This window comes from Streptomyces sp. NPDC020917, assembly GCF_044333795.1.
Taxonomy (GTDB): domain Bacteria; phylum Actinomycetota; class Actinomycetes; order Streptomycetales; family Streptomycetaceae; genus Actinacidiphila.
Genome location: NZ_JBIRRR010000030.1, coordinates 59,237 through 78,438, shown reverse-complemented (window position 1 = coordinate 78,438; position 19,202 = coordinate 59,237). Strand labels below are relative to the sequence as shown.

15 protein-coding genes are annotated in these 19,202 nt (G+C 74.1%); 6 read left to right on the top strand and 9 right to left on the bottom strand.

The annotated features are described in order from the left end of the window. The first annotated feature begins 16 nt into the window (after positions 1 to 16). Genes ACH4TG_RS38750 through ACH4TG_RS38735 form a run of 4 tightly spaced genes read left to right on the top strand, consistent with a single transcriptional unit; the run spans position 17 to position 7,472 of the window. Positions 17 to 5,155 (top strand): type I polyketide synthase, encoded by a 5,139-nt coding sequence (locus ACH4TG_RS38750; RefSeq protein ID WP_398247638.1) that lies wholly within the window; start codon positions 17 to 19, stop codon positions 5,153 to 5,155. A 13-nt stretch (positions 5,156 to 5,168) separates the two neighbouring features. Continuing rightward, complete coding sequence (locus tag ACH4TG_RS38745) at positions 5,169 to 6,662, top strand: FAD-dependent monooxygenase (RefSeq protein ID WP_398247637.1); 1,494 nt, start codon at positions 5,169 to 5,171, stop codon at positions 6,660 to 6,662. A 43-nt stretch (positions 6,663 to 6,705) separates the two neighbouring features. Next, positions 6,706 to 6,915: a helix-turn-helix domain-containing protein gene (locus ACH4TG_RS38740; RefSeq protein ID WP_398247635.1), complete on the top strand. Its 210-nt coding sequence runs from the start codon at positions 6,706 to 6,708 to the stop codon at positions 6,913 to 6,915. Then, complete coding sequence (locus tag ACH4TG_RS38735; RefSeq protein ID WP_398247633.1) at positions 6,915 to 7,472, top strand: Clp protease N-terminal domain-containing protein; 558 nt, start codon at positions 6,915 to 6,917, stop codon at positions 7,470 to 7,472. Before ACH4TG_RS38740 ends, ACH4TG_RS38735 begins: the two co-directional genes overlap by 1 nt. A gap of 98 nt (positions 7,473 to 7,570) precedes the next feature. On the opposite strand, the gene ACH4TG_RS38730 is transcribed toward ACH4TG_RS38735, so the two are convergent. The 4 genes from ACH4TG_RS38730 to ACH4TG_RS38715 all read right to left on the bottom strand — a co-directional run bounded on the left by ACH4TG_RS38730 (position 7,571) and on the right by ACH4TG_RS38715 (position 10,878). Beyond that, positions 7,571 to 8,347 (bottom strand): ABC transporter permease, encoded by a 777-nt coding sequence (locus ACH4TG_RS38730; RefSeq protein ID WP_398247631.1) that lies wholly within the window; start codon positions 8,345 to 8,347, stop codon positions 7,571 to 7,573. Next, a complete protein-coding gene (locus tag ACH4TG_RS38725) occupies positions 8,344 to 9,381 on the bottom strand; it encodes an ATP-binding cassette domain-containing protein (RefSeq protein WP_398247629.1) in 1,038 nt (345 codons plus the stop codon). The genes ACH4TG_RS38730 and ACH4TG_RS38725 overlap by 4 nt, the downstream gene beginning before the upstream one ends. Before the next feature lie 202 nt (positions 9,382 to 9,583). Beyond that, the gene (locus tag ACH4TG_RS38720) at positions 9,584 to 10,366 is read right to left on the bottom strand and encodes a PadR family transcriptional regulator (protein ID WP_398247627.1); all 783 of its coding nucleotides are present in this window, start codon (positions 10,364 to 10,366) and stop codon (positions 9,584 to 9,586) included. A 149-nt stretch (positions 10,367 to 10,515) separates the two neighbouring features. After that, positions 10,516 to 10,878, bottom strand: coding sequence for a hypothetical protein (locus tag ACH4TG_RS38715; RefSeq protein ID WP_398247625.1), 363 nt, complete (start codon positions 10,876 to 10,878; stop codon positions 10,516 to 10,518). Positions 10,879 to 11,811: 933 nt separating this feature from the next. On the opposite strand from ACH4TG_RS38715, the gene ACH4TG_RS38710 reads away from it, so the two are divergent. Both ACH4TG_RS38710 and ACH4TG_RS38705 read left to right on the top strand, forming a co-directional pair. Continuing rightward, complete coding sequence (locus tag ACH4TG_RS38710) at positions 11,812 to 12,663, top strand: isocitrate lyase/phosphoenolpyruvate mutase family protein (RefSeq protein ID WP_398247623.1); 852 nt, start codon at positions 11,812 to 11,814, stop codon at positions 12,661 to 12,663. A gap of 146 nt (positions 12,664 to 12,809) precedes the next feature. Further along, on the top strand, positions 12,810 to 13,340 hold the full coding sequence (locus ACH4TG_RS38705; protein WP_398247621.1) for a hypothetical protein: 531 nt from the start codon (positions 12,810 to 12,812) through the stop codon (positions 13,338 to 13,340). A 95-nt stretch (positions 13,341 to 13,435) separates the two neighbouring features. On the opposite strand, the gene ACH4TG_RS38700 is transcribed toward ACH4TG_RS38705, so the two are convergent. The 5 genes from ACH4TG_RS38700 to ACH4TG_RS38680 form a co-directional block, all read right to left on the bottom strand. Next, entirely contained in the window at positions 13,436 to 16,261 is a 2,826-nt protein-coding gene (locus tag ACH4TG_RS38700) for a DEAD/DEAH box helicase (protein ID WP_398247619.1), read from the bottom strand. 52 nt (positions 16,262 to 16,313) lie between these two features. After that, complete coding sequence (locus ACH4TG_RS38695; protein WP_398247617.1) at positions 16,314 to 17,201, bottom strand: diacylglycerol kinase; 888 nt, start codon at positions 17,199 to 17,201, stop codon at positions 16,314 to 16,316. Between the two features lie 101 nt (positions 17,202 to 17,302). Continuing rightward, positions 17,303 to 18,244 carry a twin-arginine translocase subunit TatC gene (tatC, locus tag ACH4TG_RS38690; protein ID WP_398247615.1) on the bottom strand — a complete coding sequence of 314 codons (942 nt, stop codon included), beginning with the start codon at positions 18,242 to 18,244 and terminating at the stop codon, positions 17,303 to 17,305. Between the two features lie 103 nt (positions 18,245 to 18,347). Continuing rightward, positions 18,348 to 18,626: a Sec-independent protein translocase subunit TatA gene (gene tatA / locus ACH4TG_RS38685; protein ID WP_398247613.1), complete on the bottom strand. Its 279-nt coding sequence runs from the start codon at positions 18,624 to 18,626 to the stop codon at positions 18,348 to 18,350. Between the two features lie 272 nt (positions 18,627 to 18,898). Next, complete coding sequence (locus tag ACH4TG_RS38680) at positions 18,899 to 19,102, bottom strand: hypothetical protein (RefSeq protein ID WP_398247611.1); 204 nt, start codon at positions 19,100 to 19,102, stop codon at positions 18,899 to 18,901. Positions 19,103 to 19,202 lie beyond the last annotated feature (100 nt).

The following is a 19,202-nucleotide window of genomic DNA, read 5'->3' as shown; positions in this document are numbered from 1 at the left end:
TGAGGGCCGAGGGGACATGACGAACGAAGAGAAGCTCGTCGACTACCTGAAGTGGGTGACGACCGACCTGCACGAGACGCGCGAGCGCCTCGCGCGGCTGGAATCGGACCTGCGGGAGCCGATCGCGATCGTGTCGATGGGCTGCCGCTACGCCGGCGGCGTCCGCGAACCCGCCGATCTGTGGCGGCTGGTCCGTGACGGCGAGGAGGCCGTGTCGGCCTTCCCGTCGGACCGCGGCTGGGACGCCGAGGCGCTGTACGACCCCGACCCCGACCGCCGGGGCACGTCGTACGCCCGCGAGGGCGCGTTCCTGCACGACGCGGGCCGGTTCGACGCGGAGTTCTTCGGGATGAGCCCGCGCGAGGCGCTGGCCACCGACCCGCAGCAGCGGCTGCTGCTGGAGACCGCCTGGGAGACCCTGGAACGCGCCGGACTCGACCCCACCACGCTGCGCGGCAGCAGGACCGGCGTGTTCGCCGGCGTCATGTACGGCGACTACGGCGCGCGGCTGATGGACGCGGGCGGCGCCGAGTTCGAGGGGCTGCTGGGCAACGGCAGCGCGGGCAGCGTCGCTTCGGGCCGGGTCGCCTACACCCTCGGTCTTGAGGGCCCGGCCATCACCGTGGACACGGCCTGCTCGTCGTCGCTGGTCGCGATGCATCTCGCGGTACACGCGCTGCGTTCGGGCGAGTGCACGCTCGCGCTGGCCGGCGGTGTCACGGTGATGTCCACGCCGGGCATCTTCGTGGAGTTCAGCCGCCAGCGCGGGCTCGCCGCGGACGGCCGCTGCAAGCCGTTCGCGGCCGCGGCCGACGGCACCGGCTGGGGCGAGGGCGTCGGCCTGGTCCTGCTCGAGAAGCTCTCCGACGCGCAGCGCAACGGCCATCGCGTGCTGGCGGTGATCCGCGGCTCAGCCGTCAACCAGGACGGCGCGAGCAACGGCCTCACCGCCCCCAACGGCCCCTCCCAGCAACGCGTCATCCGCCAGGCCCTCGCCAACGCCCGCCTGGAACCAGGCGACGTGGACGCCGTCGAGGCCCACGGCACCGGGACGACACTCGGCGACCCCATCGAGGCCCAGGCCCTCCTCGCCACCTACGGCCAGGACCGGCCCGCCGAACAGCCGTTGTGGCTCGGCTCCATCAAGTCCAACATCGGCCACACCCAAGCCGCCGCCGGCGTCGCCGGCGTCATCAAGATGGTCCAGGCGATGCACCACGGCGTCCTGCCCCGCACCCTGCACGTGGACGCCCCGAGCCCGCACGTCGACTGGAAGACCGGCGCCGTCTCCCTCCTCACCGAAGCCGTCGACTGGCCCGAGACGGGACGACCGCGCCGCGCCGCCGTCTCCTCCTTCGGCATCAGCGGCACCAACGCCCACGTCATCCTGGAAGCCCCGCCGGCCGGCGGACCCGCCGCGACCGCCGAAGGCGACGAGCCCGCGGACGGCACAGTGGCCGTCGCGGCGGCGGGGACCGCGGGGGACGGAAGTCCGCTGCCGTACCTGCTGTCCGGCAGGACGGAGCCCGCGCTGCGTGCTCAGGCACGGCGGCTGCACCGCCATCTCGCGGCCCGGCCCGGTACCGAACCCGAGGCGCTGGCCCACGCGTTGGCCACCACCCGCACGCACTTCGACCACCGCGCCGCGGTCGTCGCCACCGACCACGCGGACCTGCTCAACCGCCTGGGCTTCCTGGCCGAGGACCAGCCCGCGGGCAACGTCGTGCAGGGTGAGGTCTCGCACGGCCGCCTCGCCTTCCTGTTCTCCGGCCAGGGTTCCCAACGCCTCGGCATGGGGCAGGGGTTGTACGCGTCCTCGCCGGTCTTCGCCGCCGCGCTCGACGCGGTGTGCGGCGAGCTGGACCGCCATCTGCCGCATCCGCTGCGGGAGGTGATGTGGGCGCCGCGCGGTGGCGAGCGCGCCGCGCTGCTGGACCGCACGCTCTACACGCAGGCGGCGCTGTTCGCCGTCGAGACTGCGCTGTTCCGGCTGCTCGAACACCACGGCGTGCGGCCGCAGTTCCTGCTCGGGCACTCCATCGGCGAGATCGCCGCCGCCCATGCGGCCGGGGTGTTCGGCCTCGCCGACGCCTGCGCGCTGGTCGCGGCCCGAGGCCGGCTGATGGACGCGCTCCCCGACGGCGGGGCGATGGTGGCCCTCCAGGCCGGCGAGGCCGAGGTCGTGGCAGCGCTGAGGGACTGCGCGGACCGGGTGGCGGTCGCCGCCGTCAACGGCCCCGACGCCACGGTCGTCTCGGGCGACGAGGACGCGGTGCTCGCGGTCGCCGCCACGTTCCGCGAGCGCGGCCGGAAGGTGTCCCGGCTGACCGTCAGCCATGCCTTCCACTCGCACCGGCTCGACCCGATGCTCGCGGAGTTCGGCGCGGTCGCGCGCGGCCTGGCGTACGCCGCGCCGCGCATCCCGCTGGTACTCAACCGCACGGGCGAGGTGGCGGGTCCGGGCGAGGTCACCGACCCCGCGTACTGGGTGGCACAGGCCCGCGGCTGCGTGCGGTTCGCCGACGGCGTCGCCGCGCTGGAGAAGGCCGGAGTCACCACATGCCTGGAGCTGGGCCCCGACGCGGTGCTGACCGCGATGGCCGGCACGTCCAGTGCCGGGCGGCTGATGCCGGTGCCGGTGCTGCGCTCGCGGCGCCCCGAGACCCACACGTTCCTGTCCGCGCTCGCGCACGCGCACATCCGCGGCGCCGCTGTGGACTGGCCGGGCTTCTTCGGACGGCCGACCGCGGAGCCCGGGGACGGGCACGGCTTCCAGGACGACCGGGGCGACCGGACGCAGGCGGCGCGGGGACCGCAGACCGCGCAGGCAGCCCCGGCCGTTCCCGTCGAGTTGCCCACCTACGCCTTCCAGCACCGCCGCTACTGGATCGACGCGCCCGCGCAGGGCACCCGCCCGGCCGAGGACGCCGGCACGGTCGAGGACCGCTTCTGGGCGGCCGTCGACCAGGACGACGCGCAGGCGCTGGCGTCCGCGGTCGGCGCGGAGGGCTTGGACCGGGCCGCCCTGGACGTTGCGCTGCCGGTGCTGGCCGAGTGGCGGCGCAGCCGCACCCGGCACTACCGGATCGGCTGGGAGCAGGCCGGCGCCCTGGGCGAGGCCGCCGCGGCCAAGAGCGTCCTGGTGGTCACGCCCGGCGGCGAGGCCGCGGACGGCGTGATCGCCGCCCTCTCCGAGCAGGGCGTCGAGGTCGGCGTGCTGCCCGCGGGCCCCTCCCCCGCCGACGTCACCGCGCTGCCCGGCCGGCTGAGCGCCGAACTCGCCGCGTCCCCCGCGGTGGACGCCGTGCTGTCCCTGCTGGCGGCGTGCCCGCCCGACGCCCCGGCAGCCGGGCGGGGGACGCCGGGACGCGGCACGTCCCGGCCGGAGACGCCCGGACACCGGACGCCCGGACCCGACTCGCCCGGCGCCAGGACGTCCGAGCCCCACACGTCCGGGCCCAAGGCCTCCGGACGTGACGCACCCGACAGCGAGCCGCCCGGGCGCGCGCCGGTCACCGGCCCGGTTCCCGCACTCACCGCGACCCTGGAACTCGCGCGCGCCCTGGAGGAGGCCGCCGGCGGCGTGCCGCTGTGGATCGCCACGCGCGGCGGCGTGGCCGCCGTCGACGCCGACGGCGCGGTCGACGCCGGGCAGGCCCAGGTGTGGGGCCTCGGCCTGGCGCTCGCCGGGGAGCGGCCCGAGGGGTCGTACGGACTGGTCGACCTGCCGGACGTCCTCGACGAGCGCGGTGCGCGGCTGCTGAGCCGGGTGATGGGCGCGGACCGGGAGGAGACGCAGGTGGCGCTGCGCGCCGGCGCCGCGCTCGTACGGCGGCTGCTGCCCGTGGAGTTGCCGGACGCGGACCCCGAACAGGACGTGTGGCGGCCGGAGTCGACTGCCGTCGTCTCGGGGGTACACACCACCGCGGGCCGCGCGCTGGCCCGGTGGGCGGCCGCCCACGACGGCGTGCACGTCCTGCTCCCGCTGACCGCGACGGACCGCACGGCGGCGGACGTTGCGGGCCTGCTCGCCGAACTGGCCGACCGGGTCACCGCGGTGGATGTCGATCTCGCCGCGCCGGACGCGGCCGACCTCCTGCGTACTGCGACCCCCGCCGACCGGCCGGTCACCGCCGTCCTGCACGTCACGGCCTCGGCGGCCGACGACGACGCCGCGCCGCTCGACCCCGCCCGGCTCGCCGGGCCGTTCGGTGACCTGGTCGCCGCCCGCACCCTGGCCGCCCTCGCCGACGCCTTCACCGGGCCCGGCGGCGGCGCGGCGTCCGGCACCGCAGCACCCGCAGCAGGGGCCGCCTCCAATGGGGAGGGCGAACTCCCCGCACCCGCACCGCTGTTCGTCCTCGTCTCGGGACTCGGCGGCGCCCTCGCGGTACCCGGGTCGGGGAACGCCGCACCGGCGCAGGGCGCGCTGGCCGCGTTCGCGCAGGCACGCAGGGCGCAGGGGCGGCCGGTGCTGTGCCTGGACGTGGTACCGCCGTCCGCCGACGCGGGCGTGCCGGGGCTGCGGGCCGCGCCGGACGCCGCACTCGGCAGGCTCCTCGGGCGGCTGGGCGCCGCCGCGCCCGCGTACCCGCTGGTCGTGGCCGACGTGGACTGGCCGCGGCTGGCCCCGGTGCTCGGCGGGGCGGGCGGCGCGCTGCTGCGCGGTGTCCCGGCCGCACGGGCGGCGCTGGCGCCGGCCCCGGGCGCGGCCGCGGACGGCGCGCCGCGCCTCGGCGACGTCCCCGAAGCCGAGCGCCTGGACGTGCTGCTCGACCTGGTCCGCGGCCACACCGCGGCGGTGCTGGGCCTCGCGACCGGGCAGGAGGTGCGCCCGGAGAGCGAGTTCGCGGCCCTGGGGTTCTCCTCGTTCACCGCGCTCGAACTGACCACCCGCATCCGCCAGGCGGGGCTGCCCATGGCCCCGACCGCCGTCTTCGACCATCCGACCGCCGCCTCACTCGCCCAGCACCTGCACGAGCAGCTGGGCGGGCCGAGCGCACCGGGCGACGCCCCGGCGGCGCCCCCCGTTCCCACCCCCCGGACCGACCCACCGGTCGCGGCGCCCGCCGCGCCCCCGGCCGCGCGGCACCGTCCGGCAGCCGGCGTCAGCGCCGCGATTCAGGCCGTCCAGGCCGTCCCCACAGCCCAGTAGAAGGAGCACTTTCATGAACAACCCCGTAGTCATCGCAGGCGGCGGCCCGGTCGGGCTGATGCTCGCCCACGAACTCGGCCTCGCCGGGGTGGACACCGTCGTGGTCGAGCGGCGCGACCAGCCGAGCACCCAGTCCCGCGGCATGGCCATCAACGCGACCGTCGTCGAACTCCTCGGCCAGCGCGGCCTGACGGAGGCGATCCAGGACGACGGGTTCACCTTCCCACAGGCGCACTTCGCGCACATGTGGCTCGACCCGACACGGCTGAAGGAGACCCGGGCGTTCGCGTTCGCGATCGCGCACTCCCAGCTCGAACGGCGGCTCGAGGAGCGGGTCACCAAGCTGGGCGTGCGGATCCGGCGGGGCGCCGAGGTGGTGGCCCTGGACCAGGACGACGCGGGCGTGCGCGTCGTCATCCGCACCGCGGACGGCACCGAGACGCTCACCGCGTCCTTCGTCGTCGGCTGCGACGGCGCCGACAGCACCGTCCGCACCCTGGCCGGCATCGACTTCCCCGGTACCGACAACGACTTCCGCGGCATCGTCGGCGACTGGGCGGTGCAGCCGGGCGACCCGATCTTCGGGCGGCTGGGCGTCAACCAGACCGACGTCGGCTTTCTGACCATCGCCCCGGTCGGCCCGGACGTCCTGCGGGTGTCCACCGGCGAGTTCGGCGTCGAGCCGGTCGCCGACGACGTGCCGGTGGACGCCGCCGAGCTGGAGGAGGCGGCGATACGGATCTCCGGTACCGGGCTGGGCGGCGGCACCGCCCGCTGGCTGGGCCGGTGGAACCCGCCGACCCGCCAGGCGGCGGCGTACCGCAGCGGCCGGGTGTTCCTGGCCGGCGACGCGGCGCACGTGCACTTCCCGCTCGGCGGGCAGGCGTTGAGCACCGGCATCGAGGACGCGGTGAACCTCGGCTGGAAGCTCGCCGCGCACGTGGGCGGCTGGGCGCCGGAGGGCCTGCTCGACACGTACCACGCCGAGCGCCACCCGGTGGGCGAGCGGGCCTGCCGCACCACGCAGGCGCAGCTCGCCCTGCTGCACCCGATGGCGAAGGTGGAGCCGCTGCGCGAGATCCTCGCCGAGCTGTTCACGATCGAGGAGGTCAACGCGTACTTCGTGCGCATGGCCGGCGGTCTCGACGTGACCTACCCGATCCGCTACCCGGAGCAGGAGGACGACGCGGCGGTGCACCCGCTCCAGGGCAGCCGGCTCGGCGACGTCCCGCTGTCCGCGGAGGGGGTCTCGCTGGCCGGGCTGCTGCACGACGGCAAGGGGGTCCTGGTGGACTTCACGCCGTCGCGGGCGTACGCGGGGCAAGCAGCCGGGTGGGCGGAGCGGGTCGCGGTGACCGCGTCCGCTCCGGTGCCGCAGATCGAGGCGGCCGCGCTGCTGCTGCGCCCCGACGGCCGGGTGGCCTGGGCCGCCGGCGAGGCGGCGGGCGAGGACGCCGCGACGGGGCTGGGCGCGGCGCTGCGTGCCTGGTTCGGCGCGCCGATGTAAACCTTGGTTGACAGATTCCATCTGTCAATGTAAGTTGACAGATGTGACTGAAGCGACCGATCTCGCCGCACGGGCGGGCGACAACGATCCCCGGGTCGGCCTGCGGGCCGTGGCCGCACTGCGGCGACTCCTGGACCAGTTGGAGTCCGTGCAGGTGCGCAACGCACGCAACCAGAACTGGTCGTGGCAGGAAATCGCCGACGACCTCGGAGTCAGCAGGCAGGCAGTGCACAAGAAGCACGGGAGGCATTGATGGTCCAGAAGCTCACCAGGAGCGCGCGTTCCGTGCTGCGGGCCGCCATGGAACGCTCGGAGGAGGCCGGCGCCCCCGGCATCAGGGCCGAGGACCTGCTTGTCCCCCTCTTCGACCGGCCGGACCTCGCGGCCGGCGCCGCGCTGGCGACACTCGGGCTCACCGAGCGCCGCGGCTCGGTGGAGCAGGCGCTCGCCGACGCGGCCCGGCGCGGCGGCCTGTCGCAGACCGACGCGGAGGCGCTGGCCGGATTCGGCATCGACGTCTCGGAGGTGCTGGAGCGCACCGAACGGGCGCACGGCGAGGGCGCGCTGGCCGCGGGCGACATCACCAAGGACCGCTGGCGACCGGAGTACCGGGCCTTCTCCGACGGTGCCAAGAAGGTGCTGGAGCGGGCGCTGCGCGAGGCCGCGGAGAACGGGGACAAGCAGATCGGGGACCAGCACCTGCTGCTGGCGCTGGCCACCCCGCCGGGCGTGGTCGCCGACGTGCTCGCGGAGCACGGCGCCGGCTACACCGAGATCCGCCGGGCCCTGGCCCGGCGCCCCGCCGCCTGAGACCCCCGTCCCCGCACCGACGCGCCGCCGGACCACCGGGATCGCCCCGGAGGCCGGCGGCGCGTCGCGGTGCGGGACCGGACGCGGGGGCCGGACGGTCAGACGGACTTCTGGTAGGAGCGGAAGGTGCGGGTGGACAGCCAGACGGCGGCGGCCGCGAGGGCGAGCAGCGCACCGCCGCGGCTGAGCACGTCACCCCAGTCCGGGTCCGCGGACATCGCCGAACGGCCGGCCACCAGGGCCCAGTTGATCGGGTTGAAGTCGGCGATGTGCCGCATCCAGGACGGCATCAGGGCCGGCGCCATGAACGCCGAGGACAGGAACGTCAGCGGGAGGAGCAGGAAGGTGTTGATGCCGATGATGCTCTCCCGCTGCCTGACGAGCATGCCGAGCGCGTTGGAGCAGGCGCCGAACACGGTGCCCAGCACGATCGAGGCCACGACCAGGATCAGCAACCCGCCGATCCCGCCCGGGTAGTCCGCCCCGCCGATCTTGCCGAGCAGCACGATCACCACGGACTGGATCGCGGTACTGATGCCCTGCTGCACCACGTTGGCGTTCATCAGCGCGGCCCGGCTCACCGGCGTGGTGAGGAAGCGGTTGAGGGTGCCGCGTTCGATCTCCTCCAACGTGCCCATGCCGGCCCACATGTTGGACGACACCGCGCTCATCACGACCACTCCGGGCACCAGGTAGTCCAGGTAGGAGCCGGCGCCGAAGCCCGGCAGCTCGACCACCTTCCGGAACAGCGAGCCGAACAGGAACAGCCAGATCACCGGCTGGATCAGGGTGATCACGAGGTACGCCGGCTGGCGCAGGATGGCGGTCAGCTGACGCTGCGTCATGAACCAGGTCTGGTTGAGGGTCGTGCTCATCGCGCACCTCCGGACGTGCTCGCGGGGACGGGGGCGGGGACGGCGGCGGTGCCGCCGGGGGCGGCGTCCGCCTCGGCGAACCGGCGTCCCGCGTACCGCAGATACACGTCGTCGAGGGAGGGCCGGGCCACGGTGACCGACGCCACCGCCGCACCCTGCCGCTCCAGCGCGGTGAGCACGTGCGGGACGGCCGCCGGGCCGTCGTCGGCGCGGGCGCTCAGCCGCCGCCCGTCCAGGACCACGTCGCGGACGCCGGCGAACTCGCCGAGCGCGGTGCGGATGAGGGTGCCGTCGACGGCGTCGGGCGCCTCGCGCAGCTCCACGTGCACGGCGTCGCCGTGCAGTTCGCCCTTCAGCTCGTCGGGCGTGCCCTCGGCGACCACCCGGCCGCGGTCGACGATCGCGATCCGCTCGGCCAGCCGGTCGGCCTCCTCCAGGTAGTGGGTGGTGAGCAGGATGGTCAGTCCCTCGTCGCCGGCCAGCCGGCCGATCTCCTCCCACATGGCGGTGCGCGCCTCGGGGTCGAGTCCGGTGGTCGGCTCGTCCAGGAACAGCACCTGGGGGCGGTGCACCAGGCCGAGGGCGACGTCGAGGCGCCGCTGCATGCCGCCGGAGTACGTCTTCACCTGCCGGGCGCCGGCCTCGGCGAGGTCGAACCGCTCCAGCAGCTGGTCGGCCCGCCGCGCCAGGTCGGCGCCGCGCAGCCCGTAGAGCCGGCCCTGCAGCAGCAGGTTCTCCCGGCCGGTGGCGACCGGGTCCGCGCCCGAGCGCTGGGCGACGACGCCGATGGCCCGGCGCACCCGGTCCGGGTGGCGCAGCGCGTCGTGGCCGGCGACCAGGGCGGTGCCGGAGTCCGGGCGGGCCAGGGTGGTGAGGATCTTGACGGTGGTGGACTTGCCGGCACCGTTCGGGCCGAGAAGGCCGAAGACGGTGCCGGGGGCGACGGTGATCTCCATGCCGGCGAGGGCCCGGACACCGCCGGGATAGGTCTTGGTCAGGTCGCGCGCCTGGACGGCGGGCGCTGATGTGGTCATGGTCCCGTTCCTCCGTGGAGAGGTCGTGCCGGGCCGGCCGGAGAGGCCGGCGGGAGGAGCCGGGTTATCGTGGGTGTGCCGCACCTCGATCGCCCGACGCCCGCCACCCTTGGGTGTCCCGGTCGCTGGTTGGTGTCCCGGCGTCCGCTGTTGCCGCAGCGGACGCCGGTGTTGTGTCGTCCGGCCCCTTCCCGGGCCCGGTTCAGTGCTTGTCGTGCCGCGCCCGCCCTCCGTCGGTGTGCGAGGCGGACCGGTCCGCGCCGTCCTTGCCGGAGCCCCTGACCGGTCCCCCGGCCTCGGCCTGGGCCTTGTCGACCTGCTCCTGCAGCAGTTCCGACGCGTCGACGTCCCGGAACTCGTCCTCGAACTTCGCCCACCGCTCGGGGACTTCGCCGGTCTCGTGCCAGCTGCGCCACTCCGGGGTGCCGGGCAGGGTGCCGTCGACCAGTTCCTGATGGAGCGAGCGCACCCAGCCGGCCTCGGCCTCGATCATGTGCAGCTGGTACTCGGTCTCGACCACGAACAGCCGGGGCAGCTCGGTGTCCAGGCGCTCCAGGACGCCACGCAGCGCTGCGGCCTGGACCTCCAGGGCCCGCACGCGCTCCTCCAGCAGCCCGGTCACCTCGTCCGGGTGCAGCGCGCCGATCAGCGAGAGCGCTGCCTCGAACGACGGGTACTCGCGGGCCGGTACGGCCACCAGGTCGGCGAGCCAGTCGTGCATCTCCACCCGGCCGGACCCGGTCAGCCCGTACAGCGTGCGCTCGGGCCGGTTGCCCTGCCGCTGGACGCCGGCGACCTCGACGAAGCCGTGCTTCTCGAGGTTCTGCACGACGGTGTAGAGGGAGCCGTAGTTGATCTTGATGCTGTTCTCCTTGCCGCGCTGGCGCAGCAACCGGGCGATCTCGTACGGGTGCATCGGGTGCTCGTTGAGGAACACCATGACCGCCAGGGCCAGGGGATTGCTGAGCTTGCGGCGCTGGGCCACGGGCTTCGCCTCCTCGAACACTCGGTGCCGTATATCCGTAACCGAACATATCGCGAATGACGCGAGTGGGCAACCACGATGTATCGCGTTTCTCGCGGCTCGGCTCCCGCGTGGCGGGGCGGAGGGCTCAGCGGGCTCCCGTCATCCCGTCACTCGTCCTCGTCTTCGGGCCAGAGCTCGTCCGCGCGCAGGGCGAGGTCCTGGAGGACGTCCGCGGAGGACACGTCCGTGCGGCCGGCGTCGTGGACGTCGGCGAGGGCCAGGAAGAGCAGCGAGAAGACGCCCGCGATGCGTTCGAAGACCGGGCCGAGCTGCTCGCTCAGTGCTTCGGAGAGCTGGGCCGGGGTGAGTTCGGCCGGCAGCGCGAGATCCGGCACCAGTTCGTTGAGCAGCACGCGCATGTTCTGGGCCGACAGGTCCTCGCGGTCCGGATCCTCCTCGAGGCGCGACCGGAGCTCTTTGGCTTCGGTGAGGATGCCGATGACCCGTCGCACGAAATCGCTGTCTCTCATGCTTCGGAGACTACGGGGTCGGCTCCGGGGGCCCTGTCCGCCACGGCCGCCTCCCCCCTCCGGGGTGGGCGTGTGTCCGGCGTCCGGGCTGCCTCGCGCTGCGCGCGGCCGTGTGCTGGTCTCGTCGTGGCTGCTCGCGCAGTTCCCCGCGCCCCTGCGGAGTCCGGGCTGCCCCCGGGTGTGCTCTGCCGTGTGCGGGTCTCGTCCCGCCTGGTCGCGCTGGGGGCACCTCCCAGGCGAAGCGCTGGGGGACCTCGCGCCCCTGGCGGTGCACCTTCGGTGGGTGGGGTCGGGGCCGCCACGGGAGTATCTCCTCGGAACTGTGCGTGCACCTTTTTCCGCGAAGTTGCCCGGGCGGATGCACAGTTCCTGCGGGGACACTCCCGCACCGTCCCCTCCCAGCCCGCCCCCCGGTCTGCGGGAAGAATGCGGACGGCGTCCACCCATAGGGGCGCGGGGAACTGCGCGCCCAGCCACCCATGCGCGTCGCAGACGGCAAAGCACCCCCGGGGGCACCCCCGACCCCCGCCCCGCAGGGGCGATGCACCAGGAGCGCGGGGAACTCCGCGACCAGCCACCCATGCACGTCGCAGACGGCAAAGCACCCCCGGGCAGCCCGAACCCCGAAGGGGCGCGGGGAACTGCGCGACCAGCCACAGCGAACCGTTGGACGGGGACGCAGCCCAGGGGGCAGGACAAGCCCCGCAAGGGCCAGGGGTGCCCCTGGAGACGGGTGGAGGGGAAGGTGCGGGGAGGGAGGATTCGAGCTGGGCTGAATCCATTCCGAGGCGCGCGCCATCCCGAAAGCATGGGTGCCGCGGGCAACCCGCCGCGTCCGGGAAGGACCCCGGCACGGGGGACGGCGGGGCGCCCGCCCCACCCGGTACCCGCCCCACGGCACCACAGCCCCGCGGCCTGAACGAAAGCGGTTCCATGCCTGCCACCGAAGCAGAACCCTCCACCTCCACTCTCGAAAAAGCCCGCCTGCTCCGGAAGTTGACCAGCGCAGGCGTCCTCCTGCTGCCCAACGCGTGGGACGCCGCAAGCGCCGCCGTGATCGCGGCGGCCGGCGCGTCCGCGATCGCCACGACGAGCGGCGGCGTCTCGTGGGCGGCAGGACGCGGCGACGGCCAGCAGCTCAGCCGCGACGAGATGGTCGCGGCGGCCGGGCGCGTGGTGGCCGCCGTCCCCGTGCCGGTGACCGTCGACGCGGAGGGCGGCTACGGGCCGGCGCCTCAGGACGTGGCCGCGACCGTGCGCGCGCTGGTGGCGGTCGGCGCGGTCGGCGTCAACCTGGAGGACTCCCGGGCGCCGGGCGGGCCGCTGTTCGACGTCGCCGAGCAGGCCGCCCGGCTCGCCGCGGCCCGCGAGGCGGCGGCTGCCGCGGGACTGCCGGACCTCGTGGTGAACGCCCGCACGGACGTGTTCCTCTTCGGCATCGGCGAGCCCGAGGGCCGCATGGACGCGGTGCTCGCCCGGGCCCGCGCCTACGCCGAAGCGGGGGCCGACAGCCTGTTCGTGCCCGGACTGCTGGACCTCGACGCCCTGCGGGCGCTGTGCGCCGCCTCCCCGCTGCCGGTCAACGCGATGGCAGGTCCCGGCGGCCCCACGGTCGCCGAACTCGCCGCCGCCGGCGTGCGCCGCGTCAGCGTCGGCACCGCGCTGGCCCAGTCCGCGTACACCGCGGCCCACCGTGCCGCCGCGGAGATCCTGCAGCAGGGCACGTTCACCACCCTCACCGACGCCCTGGACTTCGGCACCCTCAACGGCCTCGTCTCCTCCTGACCGCGCGGAGCGATCCGGACGGGCCCGGCCAGACGGCCGCCAACTCCCCCAAAGACCCGCGTGGTTGTGACCGGCTGCGGACCGTGCGTGAGCGGTCCGTAGACTGTCGCGGGTTGCCGACCCACGGGGAAAGGAACACGGCCCTCATGCGCCGCACCACCACCACGTTCACCACCGCAGTGCTCACCGCCGCCGTCGCCGTCGCGCTCGGCGGCTGCTCGTCGTCGGACAAGAGCAGCAGCGATGCCAAGGCGACCACCACGCCGCCCGCCACGCCGTCGGCGGCGCCGACGACGACCGCCCCGGCCAAGCACGTCGACGGGCACCTGGACTACACGGGCGCCACCACCGGCAGCGCCGACTTCACCGGCGGCGTCCGGTGCGAGGTGGTCGGCGGCCGGTTCATGGGGATCACCGCCCCCGACCTGGATCCCGCGGGCATGAGGAAGGCCGCGCCGTCCTTCATCGCCGCCCCCGCGCCGTACAAGCTCGCCGCGCTGGTCACCGCGGACCGCAAGTCCTACTCGCAGAACGGCAACGTGCAGGGCCTGGACGCCCACAAGAGCGGCGGCACCTGGACGGTGACGGTGCAGAACCTCAAGATCGGCACGCTCACCGGTGATCCCGGCGTCACCGTGAACGGCTCGCTGACCTGCACGAAGATCACCACCAAGTAGCGCGCGGATCCCGGGCCCGGCCGGCAGCGCCGACGCGCCGCCGGCCGCCCGGCTCAGTGGTCGGCAGGCGGCGGTCAGCACCGGGCAGCCGGCGGTCAGCCGACGGAGGAGTACGCCACCACGCCGCGCAGCAGCCCGTCCACCGCCTTGCGGGCATTGCGCCGCACCGGGCTGTTGTCCGGTGCCGCGTTGCCGATCTGGCCGAGGACGTCGATGAGTTGCTTGCACCACCGCACGAAGTCGCCCGCGGGCATGTCGGCGTCGGAGAGCACCGCGTCCAGCGTGTGCCCCGACGCCCAGCGGTAGGCGGCCCAGGCGAAGCCCAGGTCCGGCTCGCGCTGGCCGACACCCTCGGTCTGGTTGATCCGGTGGTCCTCCTCCAGGGCGTCCAGCCGGCCCCAGATCCGCACCATCTCGCCGAGTGCCGTACGGGCGTTGCCGGACGGCAGTTTGGGCGCGACCGCGTCGTCGGACTGCCGCGACTCGTACACCAGCGCCGAGGCGCAGCCGGCGAGTTCGGCCGGGCCGAGGGCGTCCCAGACGCCGTCGCGCAGGCATTCGCTTGCCAGCAGGTCGAGTTCGCCGTAGAGCCGGGCCAGCCGGCGTCCCTCGGGGGTGACCACGTCGCCCTCCAGGTAGCCGAGTTCGGTGAGGACCGCGCACACCCGGTCGAAGGTGCGGGCGATGGTGTTGGTGCGGCCCTCGATCCGGCGCTCCAGGCCCTGGGTGTCGCGGCGCAGCCGCTGGTATCGCTCGGCCCACCGGGCGTGGTCCTCGCGGTCCTCGCAGCCGTGGCAGGGGTGCGCGCGGATCTCGCTGCGCAGCCGGGCGATCTCGGTGTCGTCGGCGGCCGCGGACCGCTGCTTGCGGTGCCGGGACGGCGCGGACCAGCCGGCGGTGCCGGCCTTGGACCGCATCGCCGACGCCAGGTCCCGGCGGGACTGCGGGCTGCGCGGGTTGAACGACTTGGGGATGCGCATCCGGTCCAGCGCCTCCACCGGCACCGGGAAGTCGATCTGGGCGAGCCGCTTGACCTGGCGTTCGGCGGTGAGCACCAGGGGCCGCGGCCCGTCGTGGAACTCGCCGCCGCGCGGGTGGTGCCCGCCGGTCGCCCGGCCGGGGATGCCCGGCTCCAGCACCAGCGCGAGCCCCGCGTACTTGCCCGCGGGCACATGGATGATGTCGCCCGGCTTGAGCTTCTCCAGCGCGTCCGAGGCCGCCGCGCGGCGCTGCGCCGCGCCCTGGCGGGCGAGGTCCGCCTCACGGTCCTTCAAGTCGCGGCGCAGCCGCATGTATTCGAGGAAGTCGCCGAGGTGGCAGGTCATCGCCTCCCGGTAGCCCTCGAGTCCCTCCTCGTTGCGCTGCACCTGCTTGGAGATGCCGACCACCGAGCGGTCGGCCTGGAACTGCGCGAAGGAGGTCTCCAGCAGCTCGCGCGAGCGGTGCCGCCCGAACTGGCCGACCAGGTTCACCGCCATGTTGTACGACGGCTTGAACGACGACCGCAGCGGATAGGTGCGGGTGCCGGCCAGGCCCGCGACGGCCGCCGGGTCGAAGCCGCGCTGCCACAGCACCACCGCGTGGCCCTCGACGTCGATACCGCGGCGTCCGGCCCGCCCGGTGAGCTGGGTGTACTCGCCGGGGGTGATGTCGGCGTGCATCTCGCCGTTCCACTTGACGAGCTTCTCCAGCACCACCGACCGGGCGGGCATGTTGATGCCCAGCGCCAGCGTCTCGGTGGCGAAGACCGCCTTGACCAGTCCCTTGGTGAACAGCTCCTCGACGATCTCCTTGAACGTCGGCAGCATCCCGGCGTGGTGGGCGGCGACGCCGCGCTCCAGGCCCTCCAGGAACTCGAAGTAGCCCAGGACGTGCAGGTCCTCGTCGGGGATGGCGCGGGTGCGCTCCTCGACCAGGGCGCGCACCCGGGCGCGGGCCTCGTCGTTGTTCAGCCGCAGGCCGGCGTGCAGGCACTGCTGGACGGCCGCCTCGCAGCCGGCCCGGCTGAAGATGAAGGTGATCGCGGGCAGCAGGCCCTCGGCGTCGAGCCGGTCGATCACCTCGGCCCTGCTGGGCGTCCACACCCGGCTGCGGGCGCGGCGCTCGCGTTCCCGGTCGGCCTCGCGGCCGCGGCGGCCGCGCCCGGTGAACGGCCGCTGGTTCTCCATCCGGGCCAGCCGTTCGAGGTCGGCGTTGACCTCGCGGCGGCCCCGGGCGCCGCCGGGCCCGGACTTCTCCTCGAACAGGTCGTACATCCGCCGCCCGGCCAGGACGTGCTGCCACAGCGGGACGGGCCGGTGCTCGGAGACGATCACCTGGGTGTCGCCGCGGACGGTGTCCAGCCAGTCGCCGAACTCCTCCGCGTTGGACACGGTCGCGGAGAGCGACACCAGCGTCACGGACTGCGGGAGGTGGATGATCACCTCTTCCCACACGGCACCGCGGAACCGGTCGGACAGGTAGTGCACCTCGTCCATGACCACGTAGCCCAGGCCGTCGAGGGCGGCGGAACCCGCGTAGAGCATGTTCCGCAGCACCTCGGTGGTCATCACGATCACCGGTGCGTCGCCGTTGACGCTGTTGTCACCGGTGAGCAGGCCGACCTTGTCGGCGCCGTAGCGCTTGGCGAGGTCGTTGTACTTCTGGTTGGACAGAGCCTTGATCGGCGTGGTGTAGAAGCACTTGCGGCCTTCGGCAAGCGCGAGGTGGACGGCGAACTCCCCCACGATGGTCTTGCCGGAGCCGGTGGGCGCGGCGACCAGGACGCCGCTGCCGCCCTCCAGCGCCTGGCAGGCCTCTATCTGGAACGGGTCGAGTTCGAACTCGTACAGCTCGCGGAACCGGGCGAGCGCGGTGGCGTTCTCGGCGGCGCGGCGGCGGCTGGCCGCGAAACGCTCGGCGGGCGACATCTCTTCGGTCATCTCGTCCACGAGCCTACCCGGCGGCACCGACACGGCGCGTGATCTTATCTGCTCAGATCAGCAGGCGGACGGCCGCGGGCACCGTCTCGGCGACCAGCGGCAGCGGCCCGACCGGCTCACCGTCGGCGTACCCGGTGATGCCCTCGGCAGCGAGCCGCACCCGCGCGGCGCGGTGCACGGTGACCACCGGGTGGCTGGGGTGGGTGCCGCGGTAGACCCGCGGGAAGACCCGGAGCAGCGTGCTGCGGCTGCACGGCCCGACGACGCACACGTCGAAGAGCCCGTCGTCCATCACCGCGTCGGCGCAGATCCGCATGCCGCCGCCGTAGGAGGAGCCGTTGCCGACGGCTATCAGCGTCGCCTCGATCTCCCGCTCGGGCGCGTCGTCGAACTGCACGCGGTAGCGGATCGGGCGCAGCGCGGCCAGCTCGGCGAGCATCGCGAGGTCGTACTTGAACCGGCCGGTCGGCCACTTCATGCGGTTGCCGCGGTCGTTGACCCGGGAGTCGAAGCCCGAGGCGAGCACGGTGCCGAACCAGCGGTCCCCGAGCCTGCCGAGGTCCAGGTCCCGGGTGCGGCCGGCTTGCAGCGCCTCGGCGATCACGGCGCCGGCCGCGGCGGGGGCGCGCACCGGGAGTCCCGCGACCCGAGCGAAGTCGTTGCCGGTGCCCGCGGCGACCACGCCCAGCGGGGTGCCGGTACCGGCCACCGCCTGCAGGGCCAGCGACACCATCCCGTCACCGCCGACCGCCACCAGCGCGCCGGTGCCGCCGTCGACGGCCTTCCTGGCGCGGTCCAGGGCGTCCGCCGCGTCGTCGCCGACGACGGTCTGCACGGCGTATCCGGCGTCGCGCAGGGCCTGGGCGGCCGGGCGGGCGGCCTGCGCACCGCGGCCGCGGCCCGCGCGGGGATTGACGAAGAGGGTGATCTTGCTGGTCACGGGCGGACCCTATCCCGGATCGGGCCCGCCGAGGAGTCCTCGACGGGCCCGATCACCGGGTTCAGGGCCGGGAACGGCCGGTCCGGCCGCCCGGCGCTGGATCAGGTGGCGTCGTCGTAGCCGTCGCCGCCGCGGCGGCTGCCGCTGCCGTCCTCGTCGTCGTCGACCGGCTCGGACTGGACCTGCTCCGGGATGTGGTGGAGGCTCGACGCCTCGTCCGGGTCGAGACCGAAGTCCGGGTCGGCGGCACGGCGGCGGGCCCGGCGGGAGTCGTTGAAGAAGCAGATGCCCATCGCCATGAAGTACAGCGCCACGATCGGCGCGGCCAGCAGGCACATCGTCAGCGGGTCGCCGGTGGGGGTGGCGACCGCGGAGAACACGGTGATCCCTATGACCATGCCGCGCCACCAGCCGAGCATCCGGCGGCCGGTGACCACGCCGGTGAAGTTGAGCAGCACCAGCACCAGGGGCAGCTCGAAGGCGAGGCCGAAGACGACGATCATCCGGACCACCAGGTCCAGGAAGTCGTCCAGGGCCAGCAGGTTGGTGGTGTCGTTCGGCACGAAGCCGATCATGATCCGGGCGGTCTGCGGCAGGATCTCGTACGCCAGCGCGCCACCCGCGAGGAACAGCGGCACGCCCGCGCTGACGAAGCCCAGGGTGTAGCGCTTCTCGTTGCGGTGCAGGCCGGGCGCGAGGAACGCCCACAGCTGGTACAGCCAGACCGGCGAGGACACGACGATGCCGGCCATCAGCGAGACCTTCAGCGCGATGGAGAAACCACCGAGCAGGCCGTTGACGGTCATCTGCGCGCAGGGCGCGCTGTCGTGCTGGTGCGTGGCGCCGTTCACACAGCGGACGTTGCCGGGGATGCGGTGCTGCAGCAGCTCGATGATGTGCTTGTAGAAGAACGCCGCCACGATCGTGACAACGATGATCGCCAGCACCGACTTGAACAGCCGGTTGCGCAGTTCACGCAGGTGGTCGGCGAGGGGCATCCGCCCCTCGGGGTCCTTGTCCTGCTTGCGGGCAGTCTTGAGCACCCACGTCCTCGTCTCGTGCGGCAGCCGTCAGCGCGTGTCGGCTTCGTCCTTCACCTGGGGGCCGGGCGGATGTCGCCGTCCGGTCCCGGCGGTCGGGCCGGGCTCAGCCCTGCGTCGTGCGGTCCGGCTCAGCGACCGGGCGGGCGCTGGCGGAGTCACCGGGGGCGGCCTGGATGGTCCGCTTCGCGGTCGTCTCCTGCGGGGTGGCGGCGGTGTCGGTGGACCCCGCACCGTCGTTCTTCATCGCCTTGGCCTCGCTCTTGAGGATGCGGGCCGACTTGCCGATGGACCTGGCGACGTCGGGCAGCTTCTTGGCACCGAAGAGCACGACGATCACGAGAAGGATGAGGACGATCTCCAGGGGCTTGAGATTGCCGAGCATAAAAGGTCTACCTTCTCACCGGGGCGGCGTGTCCTTGCGACTGCTGGTCGCGCCGGCGCCGGACACCTGTCCGAAACACCGAGCACTGGCTGAGATCGTAGCGTGCACCGGTGAACTGCGGGAAAGCTCCCGGAGTACGCCGGTCCGGCCCGAGCCGCGCTCCGTGCGGACCGTGGGGTCAGATTACCCTCCCGTGCCGCGAGGGGGCAGGGCCCGAGGCCGGGAGATCTTCTTGCCCCCCCCACTTCCGCGGGCCGCGCCGTACCCGGATCTCAGTTCCGGGAGGCCTCCCCGGCCCGGCTGCCGAGCCGGTCCGCGGCCCGCTGCAGGCGGTCTCCGGCGGCGGTCAGCACGCGGCTGCTCTCCGCCACCTGCCGGGCCAGGTCCTGCACGGCCAGGTGGACGCGGACCGCCAGGACGCCCAGTACCAGCAGTCCCGCGGTCGACAGTCCGACAACTGCGAAGAGCCACCACATGGGCCGCGAGCCTACCGGTCGCCAGGGCCGCTGCCGCCCGCCCCTGCGGCGGCGTGCCGGTCAGCCGGGCGGGCGCGCGCCGTCCGGCGGACCCCGGCGT

Excerpts from the sequence above, each read along its gene's own strand:
- ACH4TG_RS38750 (WP_398247638.1), top strand. The coding sequence starts at position 17 with ATGACGAACGAAGAGAAGCTCGTCGACTACCTGAAGTGGGTGACGACC.
- ACH4TG_RS38710 (WP_398247623.1), top strand. The coding sequence starts at position 11,812 with ATGCCTGCCACCGAAGCAGAACCCTCCACCTCCACTCTCGAAAAAGCC.
- ACH4TG_RS38705 (WP_398247621.1), top strand. The coding sequence starts at position 12,810 with ATGCGCCGCACCACCACCACGTTCACCACCGCAGTGCTCACCGCCGCC.
- ACH4TG_RS38725 (WP_398247629.1), bottom strand. The coding sequence starts at position 9,381 with ATGACCACATCAGCGCCCGCCGTCCAGGCGCGCGACCTGACCAAGACC.
- ACH4TG_RS38700 (WP_398247619.1), bottom strand. The coding sequence starts at position 16,261 with ATGACCGAAGAGATGTCGCCCGCCGAGCGTTTCGCGGCCAGCCGCCGC.
- tatA (WP_398247613.1), bottom strand. The coding sequence starts at position 18,626 with ATGCTCGGCAATCTCAAGCCCCTGGAGATCGTCCTCATCCTTCTCGTG.
- ACH4TG_RS38735 (WP_398247633.1), top strand. The coding sequence starts at position 6,915 with ATGGTCCAGAAGCTCACCAGGAGCGCGCGTTCCGTGCTGCGGGCCGCC.
- ACH4TG_RS38680 (WP_398247611.1), bottom strand. The coding sequence starts at position 19,102 with ATGTGGTGGCTCTTCGCAGTTGTCGGACTGTCGACCGCGGGACTGCTG.
- ACH4TG_RS38715 (WP_398247625.1), bottom strand. The coding sequence starts at position 10,878 with ATGAGAGACAGCGATTTCGTGCGACGGGTCATCGGCATCCTCACCGAA.
- ACH4TG_RS38745 (WP_398247637.1), top strand. The coding sequence starts at position 5,169 with ATGAACAACCCCGTAGTCATCGCAGGCGGCGGCCCGGTCGGGCTGATG.
- ACH4TG_RS38730 (WP_398247631.1), bottom strand. The coding sequence starts at position 8,347 with ATGAGCACGACCCTCAACCAGACCTGGTTCATGACGCAGCGTCAGCTG.